Source organism: Micrococcus sp. SL257 (assembly GCF_026625585.1).
GTDB classification, from domain to species: Bacteria; Actinomycetota; Actinomycetes; order Actinomycetales; family Micrococcaceae; genus Micrococcus; species Micrococcus luteus.
Window position 1 is genome coordinate 864,183 of record NZ_CP113053.1, and the last position, 18,480, is coordinate 882,662.

General features: G+C 74.1%; 16 protein-coding genes. 9 read left to right on the forward strand and 7 right to left on the reverse strand.

All coding sequences use genetic code 11. The features are described from left to right. Positions 1-19: 19 nt before the first annotated feature. The 4 genes from OVA32_RS04070 to OVA32_RS04085 are packed head-to-tail and all read right to left on the reverse strand — an operon-like array spanning position 20 to position 6,919. Entirely contained in the window at positions 20-1,885 is a 1,866-nt protein-coding gene (locus OVA32_RS04070; protein ID WP_036314267.1) for an ABC transporter ATP-binding protein, read from the reverse strand. After that, positions 1,882-3,720, reverse strand: a complete 1,839-nt coding sequence (locus tag OVA32_RS04075) for an ABC transporter ATP-binding protein (protein WP_036314269.1) — start codon at positions 3,718-3,720, stop codon at positions 1,882-1,884. Before OVA32_RS04075 ends, OVA32_RS04070 begins: the two co-directional genes overlap by 4 nt. Positions 3,721-3,761: 41 nt before the next feature. Continuing rightward, entirely contained in the window at positions 3,762-4,730 is a 969-nt protein-coding gene (locus OVA32_RS04080) for a metallophosphoesterase (protein ID WP_020628327.1), read from the reverse strand. A gap of 5 nt (positions 4,731-4,735) precedes the next feature. Continuing rightward, on the reverse strand, positions 4,736-6,919 hold the full coding sequence (locus tag OVA32_RS04085) for a transglycosylase domain-containing protein (RefSeq protein ID WP_267715370.1): 2,184 nt from the start codon (positions 6,917-6,919) through the stop codon (positions 4,736-4,738). 68 nt (positions 6,920-6,987) lie between these two features. Between OVA32_RS04085 and OVA32_RS04090 the strand changes: the two genes are divergently transcribed. Genes OVA32_RS04090 through OVA32_RS04100 form a run of 3 tightly spaced genes read left to right on the forward strand, consistent with a single transcriptional unit; the run spans position 6,988 to position 8,544 of the window. Further along, the gene (locus tag OVA32_RS04090; protein WP_010080276.1) at positions 6,988-7,155 is read left to right on the forward strand and encodes a DUF4177 domain-containing protein; all 168 of its coding nucleotides are present in this window, start codon (positions 6,988-6,990) and stop codon (positions 7,153-7,155) included. Then, the gene (locus OVA32_RS04095) at positions 7,152-7,652 is read left to right on the forward strand and encodes a RidA family protein (protein ID WP_020628330.1); all 501 of its coding nucleotides are present in this window, start codon (positions 7,152-7,154) and stop codon (positions 7,650-7,652) included. Before OVA32_RS04090 ends, OVA32_RS04095 begins: the two co-directional genes overlap by 4 nt. Beyond that, complete coding sequence (locus OVA32_RS04100; protein ID WP_061867653.1) at positions 7,642-8,544, forward strand: hypothetical protein; 903 nt, start codon at positions 7,642-7,644, stop codon at positions 8,542-8,544. Before OVA32_RS04095 ends, OVA32_RS04100 begins: the two co-directional genes overlap by 11 nt. A gap of 35 nt (positions 8,545-8,579) precedes the next feature. Here OVA32_RS04100 and OVA32_RS04105 read toward each other — a convergent pair whose 3' ends face one another. Next, on the reverse strand, positions 8,580-9,257 hold the full coding sequence (locus tag OVA32_RS04105) for a Crp/Fnr family transcriptional regulator (RefSeq protein WP_002854021.1): 678 nt from the start codon (positions 9,255-9,257) through the stop codon (positions 8,580-8,582). Positions 9,258-9,431: 174 nt separating this feature from the next. On the opposite strand from OVA32_RS04105, the gene OVA32_RS04110 reads away from it, so the two are divergent. The 4 genes from OVA32_RS04110 (at position 9,432) to OVA32_RS04125 (ending at position 13,199) form a co-directional block, all read left to right on the forward strand. Continuing rightward, positions 9,432-10,805, forward strand: coding sequence for a CvpA family protein (locus OVA32_RS04110; protein ID WP_267715374.1), 1,374 nt, complete (start codon positions 9,432-9,434; stop codon positions 10,803-10,805). A gap of 119 nt (positions 10,806-10,924) precedes the next feature. Then, on the forward strand, positions 10,925-12,568 hold the full coding sequence (locus OVA32_RS04115; protein WP_063189859.1) for a sodium-dependent transporter: 1,644 nt from the start codon (positions 10,925-10,927) through the stop codon (positions 12,566-12,568). A gap of 3 nt (positions 12,569-12,571) precedes the next feature. Continuing rightward, positions 12,572-12,757 (forward strand): methionine/alanine import family NSS transporter small subunit, encoded by a 186-nt coding sequence (locus tag OVA32_RS04120; protein WP_063189857.1) that lies wholly within the window; start codon positions 12,572-12,574, stop codon positions 12,755-12,757. Beyond that, a complete protein-coding gene (locus OVA32_RS04125; protein ID WP_063189855.1) occupies positions 12,729-13,199 on the forward strand; it encodes a GntR family transcriptional regulator in 471 nt (156 codons plus the stop codon). The genes OVA32_RS04120 and OVA32_RS04125 overlap by 29 nt, the downstream gene beginning before the upstream one ends. A gap of 75 nt (positions 13,200-13,274) precedes the next feature. Here OVA32_RS04125 and acs read toward each other — a convergent pair whose 3' ends face one another. Next, positions 13,275-15,215, reverse strand: coding sequence for an acetate--CoA ligase (gene acs, locus OVA32_RS04130; protein ID WP_036314287.1), 1,941 nt, complete (start codon positions 15,213-15,215; stop codon positions 13,275-13,277). A gap of 234 nt (positions 15,216-15,449) precedes the next feature. Between acs and nth the strand changes: the two genes are divergently transcribed. After that, entirely contained in the window at positions 15,450-16,256 is an 807-nt protein-coding gene (gene nth, locus OVA32_RS04135) for an endonuclease III (RefSeq protein WP_095353853.1), read from the forward strand. A gap of 17 nt (positions 16,257-16,273) precedes the next feature. Here the strand turns inward: nth and OVA32_RS04140 are convergent, their stop codons facing one another. Further along, positions 16,274-17,479 carry an NAD(P)-binding domain-containing protein gene (locus tag OVA32_RS04140; protein WP_095347352.1) on the reverse strand — a complete coding sequence of 402 codons (1,206 nt, stop codon included), beginning with the start codon at positions 17,477-17,479 and terminating at the stop codon, positions 16,274-16,276. A gap of 36 nt (positions 17,480-17,515) precedes the next feature. Between OVA32_RS04140 and OVA32_RS04145 the strand changes: the two genes are divergently transcribed. Next, entirely contained in the window at positions 17,516-18,325 is an 810-nt protein-coding gene (locus tag OVA32_RS04145) for an NUDIX hydrolase (protein ID WP_036382288.1), read from the forward strand. The last annotated feature ends 155 nt before the right edge of the window (positions 18,326-18,480 follow it).

Below are 18,480 nucleotides of genomic sequence, written 5' to 3' on the forward strand. Positions count from 1 at the left end.
GCGTCGGGCGCGCCACCCATCAGGCGAGCGAGTCCTCCCAGGCCCGGTGCAGCGCCGCGAACCGCCCGTCGGCCGCCACCAGCTCGGCGGGGCTGCCGTCCTCGACGATCCGGCCGTCGTGCATCACGAGCACCCGGTCGGCGGTCTCGACGGTGCTGAGCCGGTGGGCGATGATCAGTGCCGTCCGGTTCCCCAACAGCCGCTCCAGCCCGGCCTGCACGAGTCGCTCGCTCGGCAGGTCCAGCGACGACGTCGCCTCGTCCAGGATCAGCACGGCGGGGTCCGCGAGGAACGCCCGCGCGAACGACACGAGCTGCCGCTGTCCCGCGCTCAGCCGCCCGCCGCGCTTGGCGACGTCGGTCGCGTAGCCCTCGGGCAGCCCCAGGATGAAGTCGTGCGCCCCCACCGCCCGGGCGGCCGCCTGGATCTCGGCCTCGGTGGCGTCGGGCCGGCCGAGGGCGATGTTCTCCGCGATCGACCCGGAGAACAGGAACGCCTCCTGGGTCACCATCACCACGTTGCGCCGCAGATCCGCCTGGCTGAGCTCGCGCAGCTCCACCCCGTCCAGCGTCAGCGAGCCGGCAGAGACGTCGTAGAACCGGGCGATGAGCTTGGCCAGCGTCGACTTGCCCGCACCCGTCTGGCCCACCACGGCCACGGTCTGCCCGGCCGGGATCACGAGGTCGAACTCCGGCAGCACCACCCGGTCCGGTCCGTAGCTGAACACCGCGTCCCGGAACTCCACCCGCCCGGACGCCACGCCCGTCCCCGGCGCGTCGGCCCCGGGCAGCGGCGTGGGCTCGGCGGCCTCCACCACGGTGGGCTCCTCCTCGAGCAGGCCGGAGACCTTCTCGAGCGCCGCCGTCGCGGACTGCAGCGACGAGTAGAACATCGCCACCATCTCCATGGGCTGGAACACGCGCCGTCCGGCCAGCAGGAGCGCCACGAGCACCCCCACCTCGAGGTCGCCGTCGAGGACGCGCAGGCCCCCGGTCACGAGCAGCGCCGCCACCGTCAGGTTGCCCGTCGCCACGAGCACCGGCTGCAGGATGCCGAACAGGTTGAGCGTGGCCACCATGTCGTCCCGGTAGGCCGTGGCCAAGTCGCGGTACCGCGCGTCGTTGTCCCGTTCCCGCCGGAAGGCCTGGACCGCGCGGATGCCGGTCATGGTCTCCACGAAGTGCACGATCGACCGCGCCGAGGACACCCGCGACCGCCGGTACGCCTCCTCGGACCGCACCTGGTACCAGCGCGTCACGATCGCCACCGGCACGGCCGCACCCAGCAGCACGAGGAACGACGGCGGGTCCAGCAGCAGGATGGACGCCGCGGTGAACGACATGAACATCAGCCCGGACACGAGCGAGGACACGCCCTGGTCCAGCAGCTCCCGCAGCGCCTCCAGGTCCGAGGTCTGCCGCGAGATCACCCGCCCGGACGTGTACCGCTCGTGGAAGCCGAGGCTCAGCCGCTGCGTGTGCCGGAACACGCGCAGCCGCAGGCTCAGCAGCATGGCCTGGCTCGCCCGCGCGGTGAGCCACGTGTACGCCCCCAGGAGGCCGCCGGAGATGAGGGCCGCCGCCACGTACGCCCCGCCCACGGGGACGAGGATGGGCCAGACGGATTCGTCGGCCCGCACGGCCTCGACGACGCGCGGCAGCTCCGCGTCGATCGCCCAGGCGATGATCAGCGGCCCGGCCGCCCGCGCCGCGTTGGACACGAGCACGAAGACCACGGTGAGCAGCAGCGTCCCCCGGACCGGCCGCGCGAGCTCGCCGAGCAGCCGGAAGGACCGGCGCCGGATGTGGCGGCGCTCCGCGCGGGTGTAGTCGAGGTCCTCTTCGGCCCCCACGCCGCGCACGCGGCTCACGTCGGCGGCGCTCATGCCTGCTCCTCCGGTCGGCTCGAGATGATGTGCCGGTACACGGCGCTGCGGGCCAGCAGTTCGGGGTGCGTCCCCACGTCCTCGATCCGCCCGTCCGCCAGCACCGCGACCCGGTCCGCCAGGGCCACGGTGGAGGGACGATGCGCCACGATCAGGGTGGTCGTCCCGTCGAGGACCTCGCGCAGGCGCGCGGTCACGGCCTCCTCGGTGCGCACGTCGAGGGCGGAGAGGGGGTCGTCCAGCACGAGCACGTCCGGGCGCGCCGCGATCGCGCGGGCGAGGGCGATCCGCTGGCGCTGTCCGCCGGAGAGGCTGAGGCCCTCCTCGCCGATCTCGGTCTCGACGCCGTCCGCCAGGTCCGCCACGAAGCCCGCCTGCGCGGTCTCGAGCGCGAGGTCGAGCAGGGCGTCCGCCGCGGGGGAGTGGAGGCCGTCCGCGAGCACGTCCGCCGGGGCGCCGAGCAGCACGTTCTGCCGGATGGTCGCGGAGAACAGCGTGGCGTCCTCGAACGCCACGGACACCCGCCGGCGCAGCTCCTCGAGCGGCATCCGGCGCACGTCCACCCCGTCCACGCAGACGGAGCCCGCCGTGACGTCGAGCAGCCGGGGGACCAGCTGCAGCAGCGTCGACTTGCCGGCGCCGGTCGCGCCGACCAGGGCCATCGTCTCGCCGGGCACCAGCTCGAGGTCGACGCCGTCGAGCAGGTCGCGCTCCCCGCGCCCCGGGTCCGCGTCCGGCCAGCGGAAGCGCACCCCGCGGAACGCGAGCGCGCCGGTGGCCGGGGGCACGACGGCGGCCTCCCCGGTGGGCGAGGCGATGTCCACGGGCGTGGCGAGGACGTCCACGTGGCGGTCGATCGCCGTGCGGGCCGAGAGCGTCATGCCCATCAGCTGGCCCACCGACTCGACCGGCCCGGCCAGCACGGCCGCGGTGGCGAAGTAGGCGGCGAGCGCGCCCACTGTCAGCTCCCCGGTCGCCACGAGCCACAGGCCCAGGGCGAGGCCCAGGCCCAGCACCGTCTCCGGCAGGGCCACGATGAGCGCGATGAACCGGGCCAGCACCGAGGCCTTGTGCACCTCGGTGCCCTGCAGCGTGCGGGCGCGCCCGCGGAAGCCGTCGAGGGCGTGCGCGCCGCGGCCGAACGCCTTGAGGACGCGGATGCCGTGCACCGACTCCTCGACGGACGTGGCGAGGTCCCCGGCCTGGTCCTGGGAGAGCCGGGACGCGGCGCGGAAGTCGTTGCGGAACCCGAACGACGCCCACATGATCGGCACGGCCGCGGCGAGGTAGAGCAGGGCCAGCTGCCAGGACAGCAGGAACAGCAGGACGAGGCCGACGGCGATGGTCACCACGTCCACCACGAGCATGACCGAGCCGAACGCGATCCACCGCCGCAGCAGCGAGAGGTCGCCCTGGGCCCGGGAGAGCAGCTGCCCCGAGGGCCACGCGTCGTGGAACGCCACCGGCAGGCGCTGGAGCCGTTCGAACAGGGCGATGCGCGCCCGGTTCTCCACCCCGGCGGCCGGCGGGAGGATGAAGTACCGGCGCAGGCCGATGAACGCGGCCTCGGCGAGGCCGAGCACGGTGAGCAGGCCGGCGGCCCGCCATACGTCCGCGCGGGAGTCGGGGGAGGAGGGCCCGGCGAGCACAGTCTGCGTGAACACGGTGTCCACGAGCAGGTGGATGACCTGCGGGATGGCCAGGGCCACGAGGCCCGCCGCCGTGGCCGAGGCGAGCCCGAGCACCCAGCGCGCCCGCACGCCCTCGAGGTACGGTGCGATCCCGCCCAGGGCGTCACGCAGGGACGAGGCGGCGGGAGAGGTGGCGCGGGTCACGGGGCTCCACTGTACCCGCGGCCGCGGACGGGACAGGCGGCTCAGCCCCGCGGGACCAGGTCCAGCACCACGGCCTCGGGCCGGCACGCGAACCGCACGGGCGCGGACGGCGCGGTCCCCAGGCCGGCCGACACCTCGAGGGGGACGGTCCGCCCCGCGGCCGTCCACGTCGAGACCCCGGAGGCCTGTCGGCGGGGCAGGTCGCAGTTGGTGACGAGCGCGCCGAGGAACGGCACGCACACCTGCCCGCCGTGGGTGTGGCCGGCGAGCAGCAGGTCGGCGCCGTCGGCGGTCATGGCGTCCAGCACGCGGCGGTACGGGGCGTGGGTGACGCCCAGCCGGAACCGCCCGTCGTCGCCGGGCCGCCCGGCGCCGTCGTCGGGCGCGGAGCCGGGGAAGCCAGCCCAGGCGTCCAGACCGAGGTGCGGGTCGTCGGTGCCGGCGGCGAGGACCTCGAGCGTGGTCCCGGCGCGGGTCGGCACGGCCAGAGCGGCGCCCCGGTTCGTCAGGTCGGCCCAGCCGGCGACGCGGAACGCGCCGAACAGGACGTCGGAGGGAAGCCGGGGCCGGTCCGCGTCCATGCGCGAGGGGCCCGCGAAGTACCGGAGGGGGTTGGCCGCCTTGGGCGCGTAGTAGTCGTTGGAGCCGGGCACGAACACGCCGGGCCGCGCCAGCAGCGGCCCGAGCGCGTCGAGCACGAGCGGCACCGACGCCGCGGCGGACACGTTGTCACCCGTGTTGACCACGAGGTCCGGCTCGAGTGCATCCAATCCGCGCAGCCACGCCCGCTTGGCCCGGTGCCGGGGCAGCAGGTGGATGTCCGAGAGGTGCAGCACCCGCAGCGGCGCCGACCCGGCCGGCAGCACGGCCAGTCGGTGCGTGCGCACCGTCCGGGCCTCGGCCTCGGCGAGGCCCCAGGCCAGGCCGAGGCCCGCCGTCGCGGCCAGCCCGGCGGCGGCAGGCGCTGCGGCGCGGAACATGCGCCGGGCGGGGGAGGCGGCGGGGCGCATCGCGGTCAGAAGCCCGGGACCGCCTGGGGCTGCGGCCCGCCCCGGTCCAGGTCGTCGATGGTGAACTGGCGTCCGTCCGGGTGCTCGCCGGCCTCGCCCGGGTCCTCCGACTGCGGGCCGTCCCACTCGGGCAGTTCACCCGGCGGGAACTTCTCCTTGGCCAACTGGTTGTACTCGAGCCAGGACGGGCCGTTGATGGAGGTCGAGTAGAACGGGTTGCGGACCTCGCCGTTGACGGTCTCGCCCGTCATGGACTTCAGGTTGTTGTAGCGGCCGGTCCACACGGCGGTGGCCAGCTCGCTGGTGAATCCGACGAACCACGTGGAGGACACGTTGTCGTTCGTGCCCGTCTTGCCGCCGAACTCGTAGCCGGCGCCCTCCTCGGCGATGTTGAAGCCGCCGATGTGGCGCAGGACCGGCATCAGCTCCCGGACGTGGTCCGGGTCGATGACCTGATCGCACTGCGGGTCGGCGACGTCGTACTGGTTGCCGGCGGTGTCCGTGACCTCCAGGATGGCGCGCGGCTCGCAGTACAGGCCGTTCGCGGCGATGGCGGCGTACGCGCCGGCCAGGGACAGCGGTGCCACCGAGTCCTTGCCGAGCAGGAAGGACGGGTCGTCCGGCTGCAGCGGGGAGCTGTCCAGGGCGCGGGTGATGCCCAGCTGGGTGGTGAGGCTCGTGATGTCGCACAGGTCCAGCTGGTACGCGGTGGCGACGGTCGGGGTGTTCACGGACCAGAAGAGGCCCTCGTCCACGCGCACCTGCCGCAGCATGTCGGGGATCACGTTCTTGAACTGCCAGGTGCCGCCGATCGTGGTGTAGCCGCCCGGGCGGCACGAGGCCGCGAAGCGCGTGCCCGTGGGGTAGACGTTCCGGGAGGCGTCCACGGAGTCGACCAGGCGGTTGCCGTTGCGCAGCCACGTCAGGGCCACGAAGGGCTTGAGCGTGGAGCCGGCCTGGAAGCCCTGGCCGCCGCCCCACTGCTTGTCCACATTGAAGTTCAGCGAGGTGTGGCCGAGTTCGTCCTGGATGGCGTACTCGGTGTTCTGGGCCATGGTGCGGATGTTGCCGGTGCCGGCCTCCACCGAGGTGAGCGCGTGGCCGGCGCCCAGCGACTCGTTGTTGGGCACGGAGGCGCGCAGGTTCTTCTCGGTCTCCTTCTGGAGCGTCGAGTCGATCGTCGTGCGGATGGTGAGTCCGCCGCGGTCCAGCAGGGCCTGGCGGGACTGGACGTCCGGGCCGAACGTGGGGTCGGCAAGGATCTGCCGCTCCACGTAGTCGCAGAAGTAGGCGCCGAACTTGGCGTAGAGGCAGCCCGAGGGGCGGGACTCCATCACCACCTCCATCGGCTGGGCGACGGCGTGGTCGTACTCCTCCTGGGAGAGGTAGCCGTTGTCCTTCATCGCGTTCAGCACGAGGTTGCGCCGCTCCGTGGCCTCCTCCGGATTGCGGGCCGGGTTGAACCGGGTGGGGGACTGGACCATGCCGGCCAGCGTGGCGGCCTCCCAGCTCTCCAGGTCGGCGGCGGACTTGCCGAACACGTACTGCGAGGCGGCCTCGACCCCGTAGGCGCGGCCGGAGAACAGCACGATGTTGAGGTAGCCCTCGAGGATCTCGTCCTTCGACATCTGCTCCTCGACGGCGACGGCGAGCTTGATCTCCTTGACCTTGTCCGCGATGTTCTTGGAGCCGGAGAGGGTGAGGCGGGAGTCGCCGCGGATCTGCTGCACGTTCACCAGCATGTTGTTCACGAACTGCTGGGTGAGGGTGGAGGCGCCCTGCGTGGAGTCGGAGGTGGCGTTGTTCACGGCAGCGCGGATGAGGCCGCGCGCGTCCACGCCGTCGTGATCGTAGAAGCGCTCGTCCTCGATGGCCACGATCGCGTGCTGCATGTGCTCCGAGATCTCGTCCAGCGGGACCGGGGTGCGGTTCTCCTCGTAGAAGACGGCGATCTCCTCACCGTCCTCCGAGAGGATGCGCGACGGCACGGAGACCGGCTCCGTGGGCAGCTCGTCCGGCAGCTCGTCCAGCATCTCCCGGCCCGACGCGGCGGCGACACCGGCCAGGCCCGCGACGGGCAGCAGGAGGGCCGCCACGAGCAGGCCGGCCACCGCCGAGAGGCCCACGAAGGCGAGGAGGCGGCCGAGGGCGCTCGAGGGCGCGGGGAAGCGGGTCGTGCGGGAGGCCATGGGCGCGAGTGTAGCGCGGGCACCTGGGACCTCTTCCGGGGTCCGCGCCGGTGGCTAGGGTGGGTCCCATGACTCAGCAGACGCAGTGGGAGTACGCCACGATCCCCCTCCTCATCCACGCGACCAAGCAGATCCTCGACCAGTGGGGCGAGGACGGCTGGGAGCTCGTCACGGTGATCCCGGGCCCCGAGGGGAACAACCCCGTGGCCTACCTCAAGCGTCCGAAGGCGGCGTGAACGTGACGGAGCAGTCCTCGGCCCCCACCTGGGGCGACGGCGCCGTCGCGGCCCGCCTCGCGGAGCTCGGCATCGACCGACCCGCCGTCGCGGCGCCGGTCGGCTCCTACGTCCCGGCGCTGCGGGACGGCGACCTCGTGCTGACCTCCGGCCAGCTCCCCTTCGTGGCCGGCGCCCTGCCCGCCACCGGCAAGGTGGGCGCGGAGGTCACCCCCGAACGCGCCCAGGAGCTCGCGCGGGCATGCGCCGTGAACGCGGTGGCCGCGGTGCACGAGCTGGTGGGCGACCTGGACCGGGTCGCCCAGGTCGTCAAGGTCGTCGGCTTCGTGGCCTCCGACCCCGCGTTCACCGGTCAGCCCGGCGTGGTGAACGGCGCCTCGGACGTGCTGGCCGAGATCTTCGGCGAGGCCGGCCGCCACGCGCGCTCCGCCGTCGGCGTGGCCGTGCTGCCCATGGACGCTCCCGTCGAGGTGGAGATCACCGTCCGTGTCCGCTGACCCGGCCGGCCTGCTGCTGCCGGTCCCGGGGCAGGAGGAAGACCTCACCCGCCAGTGGCTGGACCGGCGCTTCCGCCAGGTCCGCCCGTCCCGGCCCGCGTCGTCCGTCGTGCTCGTGCGCGACGGTGACGACGGCCCGGAGGTCTTCCTCCGTCACCGCGCGGGACGCACCCCGCTCGGCCGCGTGGGCCTGCCCGGCGGCGCGCTCCTCGAGTCCGACGCCGACTCCTGCCCGTGGTACGGGCCCGAGCCCTCCCAGTGGGCCCGCACGTTCGGGACCACAGACCGGCGGCGTGCGCGGCAGCACGTGGTGGCCGCCGTCCGCGAGCTCCACGACGAGGCCGGAGTGCTCCTCGCCGGTCGCTCCGACACGGACGTCGTGTCCACGGCGCGCATCGAGACCTGGGGCGGGGGCCGCAGCTCCCTCGAGGAGGGCTCGGAGAGTCTGCCCCATCTGCTGGCCGCGCGTGGCCTCGGGGTGCGCGCCGACCTGCTGCGCCCCGTCATGCGCTGGCGATCCGCGCCCCACGTCCACCGACGCTTCGACACGGCCGTGTTCGCCACGATGACCCCACCGCTGCAGTCCGCGCCGGCATCCGAGGAACCCGGTCCCGAACTTCAGGCGTGGGTGCCCGCGCGTCGCGCGCTCGCCGGCCCGCTGCGGCTGCCCGGACCCGCCGGGGCGGAGGGCACGGCACCCTTCGACCAGGTGGCGACCCCGCTGACGCAGGTGATCGTGCGTCGGGTCGCGGCGCACCGGACGGCCGCCGCCTTCCTGCTCTCCGTCACGCCCTGTGTCCGGCGTGGTCCCGTGCCGGAATACCATCTGGCCACCGAGGCCGGCGACGACGGCACCCCCCGGATGCGCGTGGAGCGGGCCACCCGGGACTGACCGGGGTGGCCCGCTCCACGGCAGGGCGGGGGGCGTCAGCGCGAACGCTGACGCAGACGCTGCAGGTCCAGGATGACCACGGCGCGGTTCTCCAGGCGGATCCAGCCGCGCTGGACGAACTCGGCCAGGGCCTTGTTCACGGTCTCGCGGGACGCGCCCACCAGCTGGGCGAGCTCCTCCTGCGTGAGGTCGTGCGCCACCAGCAGGCCGTCCGCGGCCGGCCGGCCGAAGCGGTCCGCGAGGTCCAGGAGCGCCTTGGCCACGCGGCCCGGCACGTCCGAGAACACCAGGTCCGCCAGGGACTCGTTGGTCTTGGACAGGCGCTGGGCCAGGGCCTGGAGCAGCTGGACCGACACATCCGGCGACGAGGCGATGGCGCGGCGCAGGTTCTCATGGCGCAGACCGGCCAGGCGCGTGGCGGACACCGCGGTGGCGGTGGCGTTGCGCGGGGCGGGGTTGAACAGGGCCATCTCGCCGAAGATCTCGCCGGGGCCGAGCACGGCCACGAGGTTCTCGCGGCCGTCCGAAGCGGTGCGGCCGAGCTTGATCTTGCCGGACATGATCACGTACAGCTGATCGCCCTGGTCGCCCTCGTGGAACGCGGACGCGCCGCGGGAGAGCTCCACCTCGGTCAGCTCCGAGGTGAGGATGGCGAACACCTCGTCGTCCAGGTTGGTGAACAGCGGAGCCTTCCGCAGAACCTCGAGATCCATGTGTGCGTGTCCTCTCTGTGGGCAGTTCCTCACACCGCGGCGGAGGAGCCGCCCGGTTCACTGGCGTCCATTGTGCCCCATACCCCCGTGCGGGCCGATACCCTGGATCCTCCACCGGGCGCGCGGGCGGTCCCCGTGCGTGGCCGGTGCCGTCGCATCCGAAGGAGGTCGCCCATGCCGCTGGGTCTGACGTGGCTGGACGTCCTGCTCATCGTCGCGCTCGCGATGCTCCTGGTCCAGGGCCACCGTCGCGGCCTGTGGGTGGTGCTGGGCAACCTCGTCGGCCTGGTCGGCGGTGCCGCGATCGCGTTCTACGCCCTGCCGGAGGTGGCGGAGTTCGTCACCGCGCCGCAGTGGCGGTGGGCCGCGCTGATCGCCACCCTCGTCCTGCTCGTGGCGGCGGGCCAGTACGTGGGCGCCGCCATCGGCGAGGCGATCCGGCTGCGCGTGAACCTGCCGGCCCTGCGACTCGTCGACCGCCTGCTCGGCGCGCTCGCCGCCGGTCTCGCGGGCGCCCTCGTCCTCTGGCTCGTGGCGTTCTCCATCGCGGCCTCCGGCTCCACCGCGGTCACCCGTGAGGTGAACCGCTCGCAGGTGATCACGGCGCTGGACACCGTGATGCCCGACTCGCTCCTGGCCTGGGCCGCCCGCTCGCGCTCCGCCGTCGCCGACCTGGACGTGCTGCCGGAGCTCGAGCTGCCCGCCCCCGTCCCGGAGACCGACGACGGCGTCCGCGCCGCTCCGGCCCCGGCCGCGACGCCGGGTCTGCCCTCGGCCGCCTCCTCCCCGTCCGCCCCGCCCGCGACGTCCGCCGCGGCGACCCCCGAGGAGCCCGACGACGCCGCCGCGGCCTCGTCGTCCACGTCCGCCGCGCCGTCGGCCACGACGACCGCCCCCGCCTCGTCGACGTCGACGGCCGCCCCCTCGACTCCCGCCGCCTCCTCGGCGTCGGCCGCCGTCGTCCGGCTGACCGGGACGGCCGCGCAGTGCAACCAGGTGCAGAGCGGCTCGGGCGTGGCCGTGGCCCCGGACCGCGTGCTCACGAACGCGCACGTGGTCCTCGGCGTGGACGCCCCCACCGTGACGGACCGCGCCCGCGGCGTGCACGCGGCGCGGATCGTCCACCTGGACACGGCGCACGACCTCGCCGTCCTGGCGGTCGACGACGCGGACCTGCCCGTCATGCCGGTCGGGGCCGAGCTGACGGGCGGCGCGTCGGCCTCCGTCCTGGGGTACCCCGACGGCGGCCCGTTCGCCTCCACCCCCGCGACCGTGCAGGCTGTCGGCGAGGTGCCGCTCGGCGACGTCCTGACCGGGGCCGCGAGCATGGTGGACGTCTACACCCTCGCGGCGGACATCCGCCACGGCTACTCGGGCGGCCCGGTGGTGGACGCCGCCGGGAACCTGGCCGGTCTGGTGTTCGCCCGGGCCCCGGGCTCGGACGCCGTCGGCTACGCCCTGACGGCGGACACCATCGCCCCCGTCGTCGCCGCGGCCCCGGGGATGACGGCCACGGTCCCCTCGGGGGACTGCGTCCCGGGCGGCTGAGCCGGCGCCGCGCCACGCGCCTGACGCCCGCATTCCGGACCGGACTGTCCGGTAACGGCCCGCGTCGACTATTGTGGCATCCGTCACACTCGAGTTTCCCCGACCCTCGGAGGTCCTGCATGTCCAGCACCGTCTCCGCGCCCGCCACGGCGCCGAAGCGCACCCGGGAGGAGTTCACCGGCCGGTGGGCCTTCATCCTGGCGGCCATCGGCTCCGCCGTGGGCCTCGGCAACATCTGGCGCTTCCCCTACGTCGCCTATGAGAACGGCGGTGGCGCGTTCGTCATCCCCTACCTGATCGCGCTGCTCACGGCGGGCATCCCGCTGCTGTTCTTCGACTACGCGATCGGCCACCGCTTCCGCGGCTCCGCGCCTCTGGCGTTCCGGCGCCTGTCCCGGTGGACCGAGACCGTCGGCTGGTGGCAGGTGCTCATCTGCGTCGTCATCGGGATCTACTACGCCGCGATCATCGGCTGGGCGATCATGTACACCTGGTTCTCCGTGGACCAGCGGTGGGGCGAGGACCCGGAGACCTTCCTCATGGGCGACTACCTGCGGGTCGCCGACGACCCGTCCCCGTCCTTCGACTTCGTCTCGGGCGTCTTCTGGCCCATGCTCGCCGTCTGGGTGATCACGCTGCTCATCATGGGCTTCGGCGTGCGCCGGGGCGTGGCCCTGGCCTCGATGGTCGGCATCCCGCTGCTCATCGTGATGTTCCTGATCCTCGTCGGCATCGCCCTCACCCTGCCGGGCGCCGCCCAGGGCCTGGACGCCCTGTTCACGCCGAACTGGGCCGCGCTCGCTGACCCCGGCGTCTGGATCGCCGCCTACGGCCAGATCTTCTTCTCGCTGTCCGTCGGTTTCGGCATCATGATCACCTACGCCTCCTACCTCAACCGCCGGACGAACCTTACCGGCTCCGGCCTGGTCGTCGGCTTCTCCAACTCGGGCTTCGAGATCCTAGCCGGCATCGGCGTGTTCTCCGCCCTGGGCTTCATGGCGCAGGCCTCCGGCGTGTCCGTGTCCGAGGTGGCCGGCAGCGGCATCGGCCTGGCGTTCATCGCCTTCCCCACCCTGATCTCGCAGGCCCCGCTCGGCGCCCTGATCGGCGTGCTGTTCTTCGGCTCGCTCGTGGTCGCCGGCTTCACCTCGCTGATCTCGATCCTCGAGGTCGTCATCTCCGCCGTGAAGGACAAGCTCGGCTGGGGCCGCTGGACGGCCACGATCGTCGTGATCGGCCTGTCCGGGGTGGTCTCCCTCGCCCTGTTCTCCACCACCACGGGCCTGCAGATGCTCGACACCATGGACGCGTTCGCCAACAACTTCGGCATCGTGGGCGCGGCGCTCCTGTCGGTGCTCCTGGTCACCGGCGCACTGGGCTCGGCCCGCCGCATCACGGCGCACCTCAACGCCGTCTCCTCCTTCAAGGTCGGCCGCGGGTACGTGCTGCTGATCGGCGTGCTCATGCCGATCGTGCTCGCCTACATCTGGCTCTCCTGGATCATGAAGGTGATCGCGGAGGGCTATGAGGGCTACCCGGGCGACTTCCTCGGCGTCTTCGGCTGGGGCATCGCGCTCGGCTCCGTCGCCCTGGCCGTCCTGCTCTCCCTGATCCCGTGGTCCCGCAAGTCCAACCTCTACGCGGAGGACCTGGACAGCGAGATCCACGGCGACCTCATCCCGCACAACGCCGTGCCCGAGGGCACCGTCCCCACCGGCGCCCTGCCGGTGGTGCCCGCGGCCACCACCCGGAAGGAGCTCTGACCGATGAGCACCGCAGCGATCGTCATGATGTCCCTGGCCATCCTCCTGGTGTGGGGCGGCCTCGCGGTCTCCGCCATCCACCTGCTCCGCCACCCGGACGACTCCTCGGGCGACCTCGCCATCGAGGACGAGCTGGCCCCCGCCGTGCGGGAGCGCGAGGATGGCCGTCTCGACGCGCGGCACCGGTGAGTCGATGAGGCTCCCCGGTCCGTTCGCGGCGGCCCCGGTCGCCGACGGGGCCGCGGGCGTGGTCTCCGCCTCCCTGCCGGTCGTGGCGGTGGACGCGAGCCTGCCGGCCCCGCCCTACCGGCAGATCGTGGACGCGGTCCTGGCCGGCGTCGCCTCCGGATCCCTGGCCCGCGGGGACCGACTGCCGCCCGTGCGCGTGCTCGCCGCCGAGCTCGGCGTGGCACCGGGCACCGTGGCCCGGGCCTACAAGGAGCTCGAGGCGCACGGCACCATCCGCACCCGGGGTCGCGCGGGCACGTTCGTGGCCGCCTCGGCGGACGCCCGCGCCGACGCCGCGCACCAGGCCGTGCGGCGCTGTCTGGACACCCTGCTCGAGCGCCTCGGGTACACGCCCGACGAGGCCGTGGAGCTGGTCCGCCGGGACGCGGCCGCCCGCGCCTGAGGCGGGCCCGCCCACCGACGACGCCGCCCCGGACCGCACGCAGCGTGCGGTCCGGGGCGGCGTCGTCGTGCCGGCTCAGGCCTTCGGGGCGAGCGTCTCCACGATGCGCTGCATGACCGTGGGGTCGGCCAGCGTGGTGGAGTCGCCCGGGTCGCGGCCCTCGGCCACGTCCTTGAGCAGACGGCGCATGATCTTGCCGGAGCGCGTCTTGGGCAGCTCGGGGACCACGAGCACGCGCTTGGGCTTGGCGATGGGGCCGATGTCCTTGCCCACGTGCTGCCGCAGCTCCTCCTCGACCTCGGCGACGTCGCGGTCGGCCGCGACGGCGACCGCGGTGAGCAGGACGAACGCGACGACCGCCTCACCCGTGGTCTCGTCCTTCGCACCGACCACCGCGGACTCGGCCACGGACGGGTGCGCCACGAGGGAGGACTCGATCTCGGTGGTGGACAGGCGGTGGCCGGAGACGTTCATGACGTCGTCCACGCGGCCCAGCAGCCAGATGTCGCCGTCCTCGTCGTAGCGGGCGCCGTCGCCGGCGAAGTACATGCCGGGGAAGCGGGACCAGTAGGTCTCCTTGAAGCGCTCCCGGTCGCCCCAGATGCCCCGCAGCATGGACGGCCACGGCTCGCGCACCACGAGGAAGCCCGCGCTCGTGTCCGTCATGGGTTCGCCGAGCTCGTCCACGACCTCCAGCACGACGCCGGGCACCGGCCTCTGGGCGGAACCGGGCTTGAGGGTGGTCACGCCGGGCAGCGGGGTGAGCATGTGGGCGCCCGTCTCGGTCTGCCACCAGGTGTCCACGATGGGGCAGCGGCCGGCGCCGATGACCTCGTGGTACCAGCGCCAGGCCTCCGGGTTGATGGCCTCGCCCACGGAGCCGAGCACGCGCAGGCTGGAGAGGTCGTACTCGTCCGGGATGTGCCGGCCCCACTTCATGAACGTGCGGATCGCCGTCGGCGCCGTGTAGAGGATGCTCACGCCGTACTTCTGCACGATCTCCCACCAGCGGCCCTGGTGCGGGGAGTCCGGGGTGCCCTCGTAGATCACCTGGGTGGCGCCGTTGACCAGCGGTGCGTAGGCGACGTAGGAGTGCCCGGTGACCCAGCCGACGTCGGCGGTGCACCAGAAGACGTCCGACTCCGGGTGCAGGTCGAAGGTGTCGTGGTGGGTGACCGCGGCCTGCACGAGGTAGCCGCCGGTGGTGTGCAGGATGCCCTTCGGCTTCCCGGTGGTGCCGGAGGTGTACAGGATGTAGAGCGGGTGCTCGGCGTCGTGCCACACGAGCTCGTGCTCGTCGGACTGGCCGTCCACGACGTCGTGCCACCACAGGTCGCGGCCCTCGGTCATCTCGACCTCGGCCTCGTTGCGGCGGACCACGAGCACGTGCTCGGCGGTGTGGCCGGGCGCGGAGAGGGCCTGGTCCACGGCGGGCTTGAGCATGGAGGGCTTGCCGCGGCGGAAGGAGCCGTCCGCCGTGACGACGAGCTTGGCCTCGGCGTCGTCCACGCGGGAGCGCAGGGCGTCGGAGGAGAAGCCGCCGAACACCACGGAGTGGACCGCGCCGATGCGCGCGCACGCGAGCATCGTGATGACGGCCTCGGGGATCATCGGCAGGTAGACGGCCACGCGGTCGCCCTTGGTCACGCCGAGGGACTCGAACGCGTTGGCGGCGCGCCGGACCTCGGCGGCCAGGTCGGCGTAGGTGTAGGTCCGGGTGTCGCCGGGCTCGCCCTCGAAGTGGATGGCCACGCGGTCGCCGTGGCCGGCCTCGACGTGGCGGTCCAGGGCGTTGTACGCGGCGTTGGTGGTGCCGCCGACGAACCACTTCGCGAAGGGTGCGTCGGACCAGTCCAGGACGTCGGTGAAGTCCTGCTCCCAGTGCAGGACCTCGCGGGCGCGGCGGGCCCAGTAGGCCAGGCGGTCCTCGGCGGCCTCCTCGTACAGGTCGGCTCCGGCCACCGCCTGGGCGGCGAACTCGGCCGGGGGCGGGAACGTGGGGATCTGCTCGTCCATCGACGGGGTCCTTTCGGGGTGGTGCGGTCAGTGCGCAGCGCGGATGTGACGCGCCCCACACTAGTCTCCCGCCTCAGCATGCCGCGCGCGGCGTCGTCGCCACAAATCCTCGGGTCCTGTGTGTCGCATCGTGCCCGGAAGCGGGGGCCGGACGCGGTGCGGACGTCGGCACGCGCCCCGCTCCCTAGGATGGTCGGACCTGAGCGGATCGCACGAGGGCGGGAGGACGCGCGGATGGAGACGGAGTCGACGGGCACGCCGACCGGGGAGACCCGGCTGGCCCTGGTGCGCCGGGCGCGGCGGATCGACCGGATCCTGGCCGAGACGTACCCGTACGCCGTCGGCGAGCTGGACTTCGAGACGCCGTTCGAGCTGCTCGTGGCCACGGTGCTGTCCGCCCAGACCACCGACGTGCGCGTCAACGCGGCCACGCCGGCGCTGTTCGCCCGCTTCCCGGATGCCCACGCGATGGCGGCGGCCACCGAGCCCGAGCTGCAGGAGCTCGTGCGCTCCACGGGGTTCTACCGGAACAAGGCCTCGGCGATCCTGCGGCTGTCCCAGGAGCTCGTGGCCCGGCACGACGGCGAGGTCCCCGCCCGTCTCGAGGACCTCGTGGCGCTGCCCGGGGTGGGGCGCAAGACCGCGTTCGTGGTGCTCGGCAACGCCTTCGGCCAGCCCGGGATCACGGTGGACACGCACGTCGGCCGGCTGGCCCGACGCCTGGGGTTCACGGACGAGACCGACCCGGTGAAGGTCGAGCACGCCGTGGGCGCCCTGTTCCCGCGCCGGGACTGGACGATGCTCTCCCACCGGCTGATCTTCCACGGCCGCCGCGTGTGCCACGCGCGCCGCCCGGCGTGCGGGGCGTGCCCGATCGCCCGCTGGTGCCCGTCCTACGGCGAGGGGGAGACCGACCCCGAGCGGGCGCGCGCCCTGCTGGCCTACGAGCTCAAGCCCGGCCGGGAGGAGCTGCTCGAGCTCCTGCGCGCGGGGCGGACGCGCCGGGAGCTGCGCGCCCTCGGCCACGGGCTGGAGGCCTGAGCGCCCGGCCTGCCCGCTCAGCCTTCGGTGAGACCCGCGAGGATCGCGGCGACCGCCCGGCGCGCGTGAGCCCCCACGCCCGCGAGCGTGGCCGAGGCGGCCCCGCACCAGTCGTCGTAGCCGAGCAGGTGCAGCCCCGGCACGTCCACCGAGGCGGTCGGCAGTGCACGCTCCGTCGCCGGCGCCCCGGAGGGGTGGCGGGTCAGCTCGAGGCCCCGCAGATGGCGCAGGTCCGCCCGGAAGCCCGTGCACCAGACGATGTCGTCCACCGGGTGCTCGGCGCCGCGCACCCGGGCCGCGGCGCGGTTGGCGGCGGGCCAGCCGTGGCTCGCGCCGGCGTCGTGGTCCCAGCGGACGCCGTCCGGCGTGAGCGCGGTGGGCGCGGGGACCGCGTGGAGCCCGGCCCCGTCGCGGGCGCGGATCACCGAGGGCACCATGACGATGTCCCCGAGGTCGCCCACGCGCGCCTCGGAGCGGCCCAGCACGCGCGCCGAGGCCCGATCGAAGAGCACCCGCCCGTCCACGTCGTCCGGCATGAACCGGGGCGGACGCCGGGTGGCCCACGTGGTGGCGACACCCGCCAGCAGCAGGTCCGCCGCGATCTGGGCGCCCGAGTTGCCGCCGCCCACCACGAGGACGTGCCGCCCGGTGAACGCGTCGGGGGAGCGGTACGCGGCGGAGTGCCGCTGCGTGCCGCCGAAGTGGTCGACGCCCGGGAGGGCCGGCAAGAACGGGCGGGTGAACGAGCCGGTGGCGGAGACCACCGCGCGGGCGCTCAGGGCCGTGCCGTCCTCGAGCCGCAGGGTGAACGGAGGGGACGCGGCGGCGTCGTGCGTCACCTCCGCGACACGCACGCCCCGGCGCACCGGCAGCCCGTAGCGGTCCTCGTAGTCGGCCAGGTAGGCGACGACGTGCCCGGCGTCCGGGGTGCCGGGGCCGGGCGACGGCGGCATGGGTCGGCCCGGCAGGGAGGAGTGCTCGGCGGGGGAGAACAGGCGCAGGGAGTCCCAGTGGTGCGGCCACGCGCCGCCGGGCTGGGCGGAGGCGTCGAGCAGGACGAACGACGGCGGCGGGCCCGGCCGGCGCCCGCGGCCGACGTCCCGCGCGGCCCGCGCCAGGAAGTAGCCGGCCGCCAGTCCGGCCTGGCCGACGCCGATCACCGCGACGTCCACCGGATCCGAGGACGCGGTGGCCGCTGGGGGCGAGGTCAGGGGAGCCGTCATGCCCCGAGGCTACGACCGGCGGCTAGCGTGGGGGCCATGCCTGAGACCCCCGCGAGCCCCCGCCCGACCTCCCGCGACGCCGCCGGGACGTCCGAGGCGTCGCTGACGGGTGCGCGGGACCAGCTGGCGGACCTCGTGGCCCGGTGGGGCACGGCCCCTGCGGACGCGTCCGGTCACCACGACCCGGCCTCGCTCACCACAATCCCGCCCGAGGCCGTGCCGATGTGGGGCTTCGACTGGCCCCGGTCCGGCGATCCGCGCCCCTCCGCCGTGCTGATCCTGTTCGGCGCCCTCGACGACGTCCCCGCCCGTCACGACGCCGAGCGCGTGCACCCGCACGTGGACGTGCTGCTGACCCAGCGCGCCGCCACCCTGCGCCAGCACGCCGGGCAGATCGCGTTCCCCGGCGGTCGCGTCGACCCCGAGGACGCCGACGTCGTGGCCACGGCCCTGCGCGAGGCGCAGGAGGAGACCGGCTTGGACCCGGCCGGCGTGGAGGTCCTGGGCGTGCTGCCGGCGGTGCCGGTGGTGGTCTCGGGGCACGTGGTGCACCCGGTGCTCGGGTGGTGGCGGGACCCCAGTCGCGTGGCGGTGGTCGACCAGGCCGAGGCCGCGGCCGTGTTCCGGATGCCGGTCGCGGACCTGGTGGACCCCGCGAACCGGTGCCGCGTGGCCCGGCCCGGCGGCCGCCGCGGCGAGACGCCGGGCTTCCTCGTGGGCGAGCGCCTGGTGTGGGGGTTCACGGCGGCGCTGCTGGACCGTGTGCTGGCACTGCTGGGCTGGGACGTGCCGTGGGACGACTCCCGCGTGCGTGACGCGCGGACCCACCGGATCCTGCGCGGCTGACGGCTGCGCGCCGCCGCCCGCTCCTGCACAGGCGCCGGTGGGCGGGCCCGTGTCCCCAGCGGCGGGGCCGGGGGCGCAGGCGCCCGGGCGGGACGGTGGACTGGACGGGCCGGCGGCCGCGGACCGCGGCCGCCGCCCCGACCCGCAGGAGGCCC